Here is a 12,364-nt window from a genome sequence, read left to right on the forward strand (position 1 = left end):
ATATAGCTAAATTTGGAGGATTATATGAAAACATCTTTTAAAAAGTATATACTCAATTTTAAAAACCCTAGTGGAACCTCTAGAGGTATTCTGCGAACAAAAGAGACTTGGTTTCTAATTTTAGAGGAAAATGGAAAATGGGGGATTGGTGAGTGCGGACTATTTAGAGGACTAAGTTATGATGATGTACCTGAATACGAAGAAAAATGTAGTTGGGTTACAGAAAACATTCATTTAGGAGAAACGGAGTTATTGAAACATTTGCAAAATTTTCCTAGTATTCAATTTGGGGTAGAACAGGCTTTTTTATCACTTCGGTCAAATAATCCCTTTCAACTTTTTGACTCTTCTTTTTTAGACGCCCAAAAACCAATTTCTATTAATGGCTTGGTTTGGATGGGCGATAAAGATTTTATGCATCAGCAAATAGAGCAAAAGTTAAAAGATGGTTTTTCATGCATAAAAATGAAAATTGGTGCTATAGATTTTGATACTGAAATTGCGCTACTTAAATCTATAAGGGAGCGATATTCTAAAGAAGAAATTGAACTTCGTGTAGATGCTAATGGTGCTTTTTCTCCAAAAGAAGCGTTGTCCAAATTGGAGATTTTAGCCAAACTTGATTTGCATTCCATAGAACAACCTATAAAGCAGGGACAATGGGAAGAAATGCAAAAGCTTTGTAAAGCTACACCGTTGCCAATTGCGCTAGACGAGGAATTAATCGGGGTGGTAAATGTAACAAAGAAGCAAGAGTTGCTACAAACTATACAGCCGCAATACATAATTTTGAAACCAAGTTTAGTAGGTGGTTTTGCAGGAAGCAATGAGTGGATCGAAATTGCCGAAAAGAATCATATATGGTGGTGGGTTACCAGTGCATTGGAAAGCAATATTGGCTTGAACGCTATAGCGCAATGGACGGCAACATTAAATAATAAAATGCCACAAGGTCTGGGAACTGGGGCTTTGTTTACAAATAATATTGATAGCCCTTTAGAGGTGCAAAATGGAGGCTTGTTTTATAACAACTCTAAAGATTGGAATTCAAATTTAATGGATAGTTTATGTATATAGAACAGGCGTATAAAGGTCTAATTGATAATTGGAGATACTTGATTGGAATATTGGTAATTGTGGGTGTTTGGCAATTTCTAGGGTCATTTCCTTTGTTGGCGGCCTTGGCTTTGAAAGAAGATGGTATGTCTGCAATGATGAGTGGCAGCATAGGAAAAATGTCTGAGGTATTGGGGTCTAACACTTTTTTGTTTTTTATGCTCTTAACTTTCGTTTTCGGACTTATAGCTGTTTTTCTGGTGGTTAAATTTCTACATCAACAATCGCTTACGGCATTGACCACTTCGAGACCTAAAATAGATTGGAAAAGAGTTACTTTTTCTTTCTTCTTGTGGGCTTCAATTTCTGTACTTTTTATTTTTATTGATATTTATTTTGCGCCTGAAGATTATGAATATAACTTTCAATTGGTACCTTTTTTAATTTTAGCGGTCATTGCTATAGCTATGATTCCATTACAAACCAGTATGGAAGAGTATTTAATGAGGGGGTATATGATGCAGGGGTTGGGCATACTTACTAAGAATAGATGGTTCCCGCTTGTGTTTACATCGCTGCTTTTCGGTTTACTTCATATAATGAACCCTGAAGTGGATAAATTGGGTTATGGCATATTAATTTTTTACATAGGAACAGGGCTCTTTTTGGGCATCATTACACTAATGGACCAGGGTTTAGAATTGGCGTTAGGTTTCCATGCCGCTAACAACTTAACCGCAGCACTTTTGGTAACTGCAGATTGGACAGCGTTTAGTGTAGATTCTCTATATAGAGATATTTCAGAACCTGTACTTGGTTGGGATATGCTTGTTCCTGTATTCGTTGTATTTCCTATCTTACTTTTAGTTTTTTCTAAAAAGTATGGCTGGACCAATTGGAAAGAGAAACTAACAGGGAAAGTATTATCTGAAGAAGAGTTTTTGAAGCTTGATAATTAATGAAATGAATAAACTTTCTTTGCACCAAGATTTTTCCATTCATGGTAGATCAATTTCTTTTGATGATCTAACAGAAGTAAGTTACAGCTTAATTAAGGAAGGTGAAGAATTTGAAAAACATATAGGTGAATTCCTTTTAGATTGGATCGATGATTCGCAAACATTATTCGTAAAAACTTCTGGTTCAACGGGTCAACCAAAAACTATTTCCTTAAAGAAAGATCACATGATTAATAGTGCTCTGGCAACAGGTAGCTATTTTAATTTAACTCCTAAATCTTCTGTCTTATTGTGCCTTCCGGCTACCTATATTGCGGGTAAGATGATGTTGGTAAGAGCCATGGTGCTAGGTTTAGATATATATTTTGTGCCTCCAACTTCCAGTCCGTTAGAAGAGACCTCTAGATCTTTCGATTTTGGAGCAATGGTGCCTATGCAAGTTGCACACTCGTTGCCTAAATTACATCTGATTAAAAAATCGATAATAGGGGGTGCGCCTATTTCTACTACGTTGAGAAAAGAGTTGCTTTCTGTTTGCAATGCTAGTTTTGAAACCTATGGCATGACGGAAACTATAACCCACATTGCTGTAAAACCTTTAACGGTTGGTGCTGAAAATGACCTCCCTTTTTCTACCTTGCCAGATATTGAAATTTCAAAAGATGATAGAGGTTGTTTGGTAATTAACGCACCAAAAATTACAGATGAAATTGTTAGAACCAATGATGTTATTGAATTGGTGTCAAATAGTGAGTTTAAATGGCTAGGGAGAATTGACAATGTTATAAATTCAGGCGGAGTAAAATTACATCCCGAGAATATAGAAAACGTACTTTCAAAGTATATTGATACACCCTTCTTTGTAACGGGAGTTCCAGATGAGGAATTAGGTCAAAAAGTAGTAATTGTCGTAGAAAATACGACTAAACAAAAAATTCAGGAAATAATAGATTCCATTACCGATTTCAAAAAATTTGAGAAGCCGAAAGCTATTTTGATTATAAAACAGTTTCAGCGTACTGAAAGTGGAAAAGTGCAGCGTGCTAAAACGCTTCAACAAATTTTGAAGGCATAAATAATTCAGCTATTTTCATCATTAGAAAAACCAACATCTAATGACCAAAAAACTAATTATCCTATTTATTTGTATTCAGGGCTATGTGTTGAACGCCCAACAAATCCTCAACGAAAAAGAAAGAGCTCAGGTAATCGATGAAATCTTAGATGATCGCTTTAATAATCTGCTACCAGAGCTTATGGATGCTTCGGGTTTAGATATGTGGGTGGTCATTTCTAGGGAATATAATGAAGATCCTGTAATGAAGACTATGCTTCCGGCTACGTGGTTGAATGCCCGTAGAAGAACTATCCTATTGTTTTATAGAGACAAGGCAAAGAATACGATAGAGAAGTTAGCTGTTGCCCGCTATAATGTTGGTAAAAACATTATTTCTGCTTGGGATAAGGAAAAAGAGCCAAATCAGTGGACACGGTTAATGCAATTGATATCAGAAAGAGATCCGAAGAAAATCGGACTTAATTTTTCAAAAGACCACAACATTGCAGATGGTTTGGATAAAACCGACTATGATGAATTCATGACTAACCTGCCTAAAAAGTATATATCAAAAGTAACTTCTGCAGAGCAGTTGGCAGTTCGCTGGATCGAAACGAGATCAGAACGTGAAATGGTTATTTATGATCAATTGGTAGATATTACACATGATATCATAGCCGAAGCATTCTCAGAGAAAGTAATAACTCCAGGAATAACAACTACTTCTGACGTTGAATGGTGGATGCGCCAAAAAGTGACAGATTTAGGTTTAGAAACGTGGTTTCACCCAACCATAGATGTACAGCGAAGTAAAGAGGAATTGGTAAGTCACTTGTACTCTTTCTCAGGTAGACCAGAGGATACAGTGATTTTACCAGGGGACTTGGTTCACTGCGATTTCGGAATTACATATCTGCGTTTAAATACTGATTGTCAAGAATTGGCGTATGTATTAAAGCCAGAAGAAACATCAGCGCCTGACTTTTTAGTGAACGGATTAAAAGATGGTAATAAAGTCCAAGACTTTTTGACTGCCAATATGATTAAAGGCAGATCTGGAAATGAAATCTTGGCGAAGTCATTGAGCCAGGCAAAGAAAGCAGGGTTAAGACCTTCAATTTATACACACCCGTTAGGTAGTTACGGTCATTCAGCGGGTACAACAATTGGTATGTGGGATTCTCAAGGTGGTGTCATGAAAGATGATGGTGAGAACTACCCGTTAAATCCAAACACTGTTTATGCAATTGAATTAAATACCACCATTAATATTCCTGAGTGGAATAGAGATATTCGAATTATGCTTGAAGAAGCCGGTTTCTATAGTGAAGATGGTTTTAGGTACGTTAATGGAAGACAGACCGAATTATTGTTGATTCCACGAGTGAAAGATCATCAGGGCAATTAACCTTAATTTGTATGACAAAATATTGTTGATGTAATAAAATCTTATTTTCTATTTATTGGTGTTAGGTTTAAAAGCTTGTTATTCATATATTTAAGAGTAACCTGACGGTTGTTGAATAACTAACTTAATGAAATTGATTACTAAACTTCATATAAGGTATTGTCTTTTATTGTGTTTGTGCACGTTAAGTTTAGGGCTTTTTGGGCAACATCAATTTAAAGGAACAGTAATAGATGCGGAAACTAAAGAGACGCTTCCATTTGTAAATATTGGAATTGTAAACAAAGGTGTAGGTACCGTAAGTAATTTTGATGGTAAATTTTATCTAGAGATTAATAAGGCTGATTTTTCTAATACAGATGTGCTACAATTTTCTTCTGTAGGTTATAAAACCGTTCAATTTAAAATTTCCGAGGTAAACTTTAATAATACACTTTTTCAAAAAGTTGTCATGCAACCCGAGGCAATGCAACTAATCGAGGCGATTGTAACCGCTAAATACCTAAAAGGTAAAAAAGATGACGTTGTTGGCTTTTCCTATCCCAGTAAAAATAAGTTTGGGTATTGGAAGGGCGATGGTTCTTTGGGTGCTGAATTGGTGACAAGGATAAGTGTGGACAAAAAGAAGCACTTCTTAAAGGATTTTCACTTTTATCTAAACGAGAATTATTCAGATAGTGTATTGGTGCGCATTAATGTATATAAAGGCGGCACCATTTATCCTGAAGATAAATTATTGAAAAAGAACGTTACCAAAATGATAGGCAAATCTCCTGGAATGATAACCGTAGATTTAAAGCCGTACAACCTTATTGTAGATGAAGATTTTAGTATTGGTCTAGAATTATTGGAAGTATATGGTAAGCGAGTGGGCTTGGTTTTGGCTGCGGATTATAGACCAAGTACATCATACAGAAGATATGTTAGCCAAGGACAATGGAAAACGTTCAGGGGAGATGCAATGACTTTTTATGTAAATACTTCTACTTTGAGTGAGGATGACATTTCTCAAATATCAGAATACGCTAGACATAAAACCCTTCAAAATTCGTTCAACACTCCTCAAATAAATATCAACCCTGTCCAAACTCATAGATCAATTACGGGTTTTGTTTTTAATAATGGTAAGCCTGTTGAAAATGCTACTGTTCAAATAGCAGAGTCATTAAAGCATACACAAACAGACGCGTATGGTAGGTATACCGTTATGGCACAAATAGGAGATGTCATTAGTTTTGATTATTTGGGTTTCGAAAAAGTGGAACGTACCGTATTGGAGACTATACATAATATCAACGTCACCATGAATGTGATGGTTGAAGAACTAGAAGGTGTTACCGTTACTGAAAGAGCGCGTTTAAAGAAAACCGAGGCAGAAATGTTCTCTGAATATTTAACGAATGATGAATTTGCTAAGACTGCTTATGGAACTCTTGATAAAAAAACAATTGGTCATGCAATAACTATTGTAGATGGTAAGAGTTTGAACTTATCGGCGCCAAATATTCTAGCAGCCTTAGATGGTAAAATAGCTGGAGTTCGCATTGGTAATGTAACCAATGGAAATACTTGTTTTGGATGTTCTTTTACCAAAGTTGCTGTGTTTATAAGAGGGGGTAAAGGGTCAATTAATAATATTAGACCTGCAATATTCGAAATTGACGGAGTAATTTATGAAGATGTCCCGTGTTTTTTAGATTTAAATGTTATTGAGCGCATAGCGGTGGTAATACCTGGTCTTGCTGGCGTTGGAAGATATGGGCAGGTTGCCGCGGGCGGTGTGATTGCAATAAGTACAAAACATGCCAATTATGCTACCAAGAATAATAGAAATAGTGACCGAGCTCAAATTCGAAATAATATTTATGAACACGATGCTTTAAGTAAAGAGCAGGTAAATAAAAATTTGCCAAGCTACCTTCAAGCTCTTTTAGCTACCACTAGTTTTGAAGCGGCTAAGAAAGTGTATCACGAAAACGAAATACTATATAGTAGTTCTGCTACGTTTTTTCTTGATGCCTATATTTATTTTACTGCCAATTGGGAACAAGAAAAATTCAATAATGATATAATCTCCAATCATCAATCGCTATTTGAGAATAACATCAATGATATGAAGGCATTGGCGTATGCGTACCAGCGAGAAGGTGAATTTGAACAAGCAAACAAACTATATACCAGTGTTTTTGTAAAGAGACCTAATTATGCGCAATCGTATAGAGACATGGCAAATAGTTATGTTGAGGTGAATGAGGTACAGAAAGCAGCTAATCTTTATAGTAGGTACACCAAATTATTGAACGACTCTTTTCTAGTGGCAGATACTACAGGATTACATCCTGTAATTACAACTGAGTTCAATCACTTTTTACAGCATAAAACCGACTATAACATTAGTTCAGAAGATTTAAAAGAAGTAGCTGCTATGCGCGAGGGTGCAGATACCCGTCTTCTTTTTGAATGGAACGATGATGAGGCTGAATTTGATCTTCAGTTCGTAAATCCAGAAAATCGCTATTTTGTTTCGAATACATCGCTAAACAATCAGAATGAATATTTTGGTAAACAAGAATATTCATCGAGCAAAGAGTTCTTTCTTGAAAGTGATATTCAAGGAGAATGGATTGTAAATATAAATTATAAGGGGAATAAAAGTGGTTTGCCTACTTATTTCAAAGTAACCTCTTTTTCTGGTTATGGTACGGATAATGAAGAAAGCATAACCAGAATATATAGGTTGTCGTTAAAAAATGTAAATCAGAATCTATTTTACTTGCCAACCCTGGGCGTTGATAGGTTGAATTAAGGGATGTATTTATTTGAACAACAATGGTTTAGTCAGTTTGGTTAGATATGGTATGTTGTAAATAACCTTAATTATCTATAAAATGTTAAATTTATCACGATTAGTGTGTTGTTTTCTTTCAATTTTAATCATGGATTGATTTTTGATGTCATGTAATGGACTTATCTTCAATACTATATACTATGAAAAAAATTCTATTTCTCTTTGCGCTAATAGCTTGTGTTTTCAATGTGCAAGCACAAAACAAAACAATTAAGGGGAAGGTTACCCAAATGGATTCTCCTTTGGCAAATGTTCAGATATCTATAATAGATTCTGATATTTCTACTACAACTGACGCCAACGGATTATATCAAATATCTGCAGAACCTAAAGATATGTTACTATATAAATATCCTGGACTCAGCGATGTTCAGATTATGGTAGAAGATGTTACTCGTGTTTTGAATATTGAAATGACTCAGAAAATTGAGCAATTAGATGAGGTTACTGTTAGGAACAGTAATAGAAAGTCTCAAAAAGAACTGGAAGAGGAGTATAAATACAAACCAAATTTAATTAAAACGGCTTTCGGAATTCTGGATAGTGAGACTGCACCAGGAAAAATCAGGTTTTTACAAGAAGACGAAATTAATGATGTAGGAATTTGCATTTTAGATGTTGTTAGAAATGAGTTTGCTAGCGTAAGGGTTTTTGGTGATTGTCAGCGTGGAGGGGGAGTATATATTAGAGGTTTCAATTCCATAAGTCAGGCTTCTCCAGCTGTTTATGATGTTGATGGTCAAATATTAACCGATACACCTACGTGGATAGCACCTGCATCTATAGCTAGATTAGCTGTCTTAAATAATTTAGCAATGACCACGAGATATGGATCAATAGGTGCTGGTGGTGTAATTGTTATTAATACTAAAACCCTATTATATGCTGGTAACAAAGACGGTAAGCCTTATGATCAAGCAAAACTAAGAAATAATAAATATGATAACTCAGCATTAACCTCGGTTGATTTTAAGGAAGATAAACCTTCGTATATGAATGAGCTTTTAAATGCGAATACCGAAGAAGAGGCAAAGATGATTTACGCAAATCAAATCAAAAAATACAGTAGTTCATATTACTATGTTTTAGATGCCTATGATTATTTTTCTAATAGATGGAAAAATCAAGAATTTGCAGATAAAGTAATTGAAGAGAATAAGAATATACTTAGCGGAAATCCTAATGCATTAAAATCCCTAGCATACATTTATCAAGCTGAAGGAAAGCTTAAGGAGGCCAATAAACTATATGAAGATGTATATACACATAGAGCAGATTATGCCCAGTCTTATTTAGATTTAGCCAATAGTTATAGAGAACTTGGTTTAAATCAAAAAGCGGCAGCTATGTATTTACGATACGATTATTTATTGGCCGAAAAATTACTGGATAAAGAAGAACAAGTAATAACCATTATGGACCGCGATTTAAATAATTTGATTTCCTTAAAAGGCGATGATTTGGTTTCAACTGATAAGGTGAATGAAATTAAGCTTGATGATGATTTTAAAGGAACACGCTTGGTTTTTGAATGGAGTGATAGTGAGGCTGAATTTGAATTGCAATTTGTAAATCCTGAGAAAAGATACTACAAAAGTGAACACTCTTTAGCGGCAGATGCTGAGCGAATTCAAATTGAAAAACGTTCTGGTTTCTCTAGTGAAGAATATTTAATAGATGATACACTTCGGGGTAATTGGTTGGTTAATGCAACCTATTTAGGTAATAAAAGCTTGACTCCAACGTATTTGAAAGCCACTGTGTATTATAACTACGGTAGTGCATCGCAACGAAAAGAAACAAAAGTCTTTAAACTGGGTCTACGTAATGTAAATCAGCAATTGTTTTCAGTATCAAATGCAGTAAGTATAGTTGCTAACTAAACTAGATAATCGAGATTTATATGAAAGCGGACTCGCTCTGAGCTTCTTTTTTTAGATAAAGAGTAAAACTGATAAATGTTTAGATATTGAAATACCCACATTATACTTAAAGTATATTGTGGGTATTTTTATTAATCTATATGGATTGATAATCTCTTAACTACTTCCGTTTACATTAAACCTGTAAAACCCCCATGTTAAAAGGCTTTTCAATAGGCGCATGATCAGCGGCTTCTATACCCATAGAAATCCATTTTCGGGTGTCTTTTGGATCTATGATAGCATCGGTCCATAATCTTGACGCTGCATAGTATGGAGAAACTTGATTGTCGTAACGCTTCTTGATTTTATCGAATAGCTCAGTTTCCTTTTCTTCTGTAATAGTTTCACCTTTCTTTTTCAAAGAAGCTTTTTCAATTTGTAATAGTACTTTTGCTGCTGAATTTCCGCTCATTACTGCTAGTTCTGCACTTGGCCAAGCGACAATTAATCTTGGGTCATAAGCTTTACCGCACATGGCATAATTTCCTGCTCCGTAGCTGTTTCCGATTACAATGGTGAATTTTGGTACGACGGAGTTACTTACCGCATTAACCATTTTAGCGCCATCTTTAATAATACCGCCATGCTCACTTTTGCTACCGACCATAAATCCGGTTACGTCTTGCAAAAAGACCAACGGAATTTTCTTTTGGTTGCAGTTTGCTATAAATCGGGTTGCCTTATCTGCAGAATCGGAATAAATTACTCCACCAAATTGCATTTCACCTTTTTTGGTTTTTACAACTTTTCTTTGGTTGGCAACAATACCAACTGCCCATCCGTCTATACGTGCGTATCCGGTTAAAATAGTTTGTCCGTAGCCGGCTTTATATTCTTCGAATTCAGAATCGTCTACCAATCGTTTTATGATTTCCATCATATCATACTGCTCAGCTCTTGAGCTTGGTAGAATTCCGTAGATATCATCAGGATTTTCTTTTGGCTTCACACTTTTCTTTCGGTTGTATCCCGCTTTAGGGAAATCACCGATTTTATCCATAATATTCTTTATGGTATCCAGAGCGGCCTTATCGTCTTTCGCCTTATAATCGGTTACGCCACTTATTTCACAATGTGTAGTAGCTCCGCCCAACGTTTCATTGTCTATACTTTCACCTATCGCCGCTTTTACCAAATAGCTACCCGCCAAGAAAATACTGGCAGTTTTATCTACTATCAAAGCTTCGTCGCTCATAATAGGTAAGTAGGCACCACCGGCAACACAACTGCCCATAACGGCAGAAATTTGTGTAATGCCCATACTGCTCATTACCGCATTGTTTCTAAATATGCGGCCAAAGTGTTCTTTGTCAGGGAAAATCTCATCTTGTAGCGGTAAATACACACCAGCGCTATCCACTAAATAAATTATAGGCAGTCTGTTTTCAATAGCTATTTCTTGTGCTCTCAAATTCTTTTTAGCGGTAATTGGAAACCATGCACCCGCTTTAACTGTAGCATCATTGGCAACCACTATACATTGTTTGCCTTTTACATAGCCAATTTTAATAACAACACCACCAGATGGGCATCCGCCGTGTTCTTTATACATGCCATCACCAACAAAAGCTCCCACTTCAATTTGTTCTGTTTTTGGATCAAAAAGATAATCAATACGTTCTCTGGCGGTCATTTTACCTTGGTCGTGCTGTTTGGATATTTTGGCTTTTCCTCCACCTAAATAAACCTCGTTCAGCTTTCTTCTAAGGTCAGATAATAACAACTTATTCCTATCTTCGTTTTGATTGAATTTTAAATCCATTCTGTATATTTATTTTCTTCGGATAAAGATAAGAAGTTAATTTTGGTGTACATGCAACAAAAATGAAAAGTATGATAAAGTGGGGTATTGTAGGGGCAGGTAACATTGCTCATAGTTTTTCTAAAGATCTGGCCTTGGTAGAAGGCGGTAAATTGATTTCGGTAGCATCTAGAAGCTTGGAGAAGGCACAAAATTTTGCAAATGAATATGGTGCACCAAATGCTTATGGTAGTTATGAAGAACTGTTTAATAGTAATACCGTAGATATTATTTATTTGGCCACTCCGCATACTTCTCATGCCGATTTGAGTATCGCTGCAATGAAGGCCGGTAATGCCGTGCTTTGTGAAAAACCTATGGGTGTTAATAAAGCTGAGGTAGAAAAAATGGTATCGGTAGCTAAGGAGAGCAACGTCTTTTTAATGGAAGCTTTATGGTCTCGTTTTAACCCAACCATTGTCAAAGTAAAAGAATTAGTAGATAATGGTACTATTGGTGACATTGGTTATTTGCATTCAGATTTTGCCTTTTATGCTTTGGATAGGGATGAGAAAGGAAGGCTGCTCAACCCTGAGTTGGCAGGTGGTTCTCTTTTGGATATTGGTATCTACCCAATATTTTTAGCTTATCTTCTATTGGGCAAACCAAAGGATATTAAAGCTTCGGCTAACTTTTATAAGACAGGAGTTGAAATGCAATGTAGTATGATTTTTAATTACGACAATGCCCAAGCAATCTTATATAGCGGACTCAATTCAAATTCAGAAAAGAAATCTGAAATAGCGGGAAGTAAAGGAACTGTTTTTATTCATCCGAGGTGGCATGAGACTATTGGGTACACCTTGGAAAAAGACGGTGAGTCAATTTCTACCGAGGTTGGAAAAAGAGGTAAGGGCTATGTACATGAAATAGAGGAGGTTCATAACTGCTTAAACCATGGCAAAAAGGAGAGCGACTTATGGAGTCATCAAAATAGTTTGGATTTAATTGAGATTATGGATTCTGTACGCGAAATGACGGGAATTGTGTTTCCTTTTGAATAATAGCGGGTCTAATACTGGATAAATGTCTTAAAATTTCCGATATTTGATGTTCGCTTAAAATTTAATCGACTCGAAAATGAACAAGAATGCTGTGCTCACTTGGGCTACTTTTATTATGATTTTTGTAGGGCTTGCACTTATTGCATTAGGTGCTTTTCGTTATGACCAGGTTGCTGGTTGGGGTTTTGCATCTGTTGGAATTGGTTTTTTTGCTATTGCTTGGGTGTTCAACGCACTTAAGGGTAGAGTATAATTAATAGTTTAACCAGTAGTGAATTTCTTCTGCTGGATGATAATTTTTCACTA

The 12,364-nt window shown here is 35.8% G+C and carries 9 protein-coding genes; 8 read left to right on the forward strand and 1 reads right to left on the reverse strand.

Features of this window, described 5'->3' with window-relative positions; all coding sequences use genetic code 11:
- Positions 1 to 24 precede the first annotated feature (24 nt).
- From DCS95_RS18095 to DCS95_RS18120, 6 genes are all read left to right on the forward strand, one after another.
- Complete coding sequence (locus tag DCS95_RS18095; protein WP_116772207.1) at positions 25 to 1,077, forward strand: o-succinylbenzoate synthase; 1,053 nt, start codon at positions 25 to 27, stop codon at positions 1,075 to 1,077.
- The gene (locus DCS95_RS18100) at positions 1,068 to 2,015 is read left to right on the forward strand and encodes a CPBP family intramembrane glutamic endopeptidase (RefSeq protein ID WP_116772208.1); all 948 of its coding nucleotides are present in this window, start codon (positions 1,068 to 1,070) and stop codon (positions 2,013 to 2,015) included. The genes DCS95_RS18095 and DCS95_RS18100 overlap by 10 nt, the downstream gene beginning before the upstream one ends.
- A 4-nt stretch (positions 2,016 to 2,019) precedes the next feature.
- The gene (locus tag DCS95_RS18105) at positions 2,020 to 3,090 is read left to right on the forward strand and encodes an AMP-binding protein (protein ID WP_116772285.1); all 1,071 of its coding nucleotides are present in this window, start codon (positions 2,020 to 2,022) and stop codon (positions 3,088 to 3,090) included.
- Between the two features lie 40 nt (positions 3,091 to 3,130).
- A complete protein-coding gene (locus DCS95_RS18110; protein ID WP_116772209.1) occupies positions 3,131 to 4,480 on the forward strand; it encodes a M24 family metallopeptidase in 1,350 nt (449 codons plus the stop codon).
- A gap of 127 nt (positions 4,481 to 4,607) precedes the next feature.
- Complete coding sequence (locus DCS95_RS18115) at positions 4,608 to 7,286, forward strand: carboxypeptidase-like regulatory domain-containing protein (RefSeq protein WP_116772210.1); 2,679 nt, start codon at positions 4,608 to 4,610, stop codon at positions 7,284 to 7,286.
- A 182-nt stretch (positions 7,287 to 7,468) separates the two neighbouring features.
- Positions 7,469 to 9,211: a carboxypeptidase-like regulatory domain-containing protein gene (locus DCS95_RS18120; protein ID WP_164674235.1), complete on the forward strand. Its 1,743-nt coding sequence runs from the start codon at positions 7,469 to 7,471 to the stop codon at positions 9,209 to 9,211.
- Positions 9,212 to 9,386: 175 nt separating this feature from the next.
- Here DCS95_RS18120 and DCS95_RS18125 read toward each other — a convergent pair whose 3' ends face one another.
- Positions 9,387 to 11,015: an acyl-CoA carboxylase subunit beta gene (locus DCS95_RS18125; RefSeq protein WP_116772212.1), complete on the reverse strand. Its 1,629-nt coding sequence runs from the start codon at positions 11,013 to 11,015 to the stop codon at positions 9,387 to 9,389.
- 71 nt (positions 11,016 to 11,086) lie between these two features.
- Between DCS95_RS18125 and DCS95_RS18130 the strand changes: the two genes are divergently transcribed.
- Positions 11,087 to 12,058, forward strand: coding sequence for a Gfo/Idh/MocA family protein (locus DCS95_RS18130; RefSeq protein WP_341865204.1), 972 nt, complete (start codon positions 11,087 to 11,089; stop codon positions 12,056 to 12,058).
- 76 nt (positions 12,059 to 12,134) lie between these two features.
- Complete coding sequence (locus tag DCS95_RS20335; protein ID WP_164674236.1) at positions 12,135 to 12,311, forward strand: CAL67264 family membrane protein; 177 nt, start codon at positions 12,135 to 12,137, stop codon at positions 12,309 to 12,311.
- Positions 12,312 to 12,364 lie beyond the last annotated feature (53 nt).

Origin of the sequence: Maribacter litoralis (assembly GCF_003075045.1) — a bacterium.
In the GTDB taxonomy this organism is placed as follows: domain Bacteria; phylum Bacteroidota; class Bacteroidia; order Flavobacteriales; family Flavobacteriaceae; genus Maribacter; species Maribacter litoralis.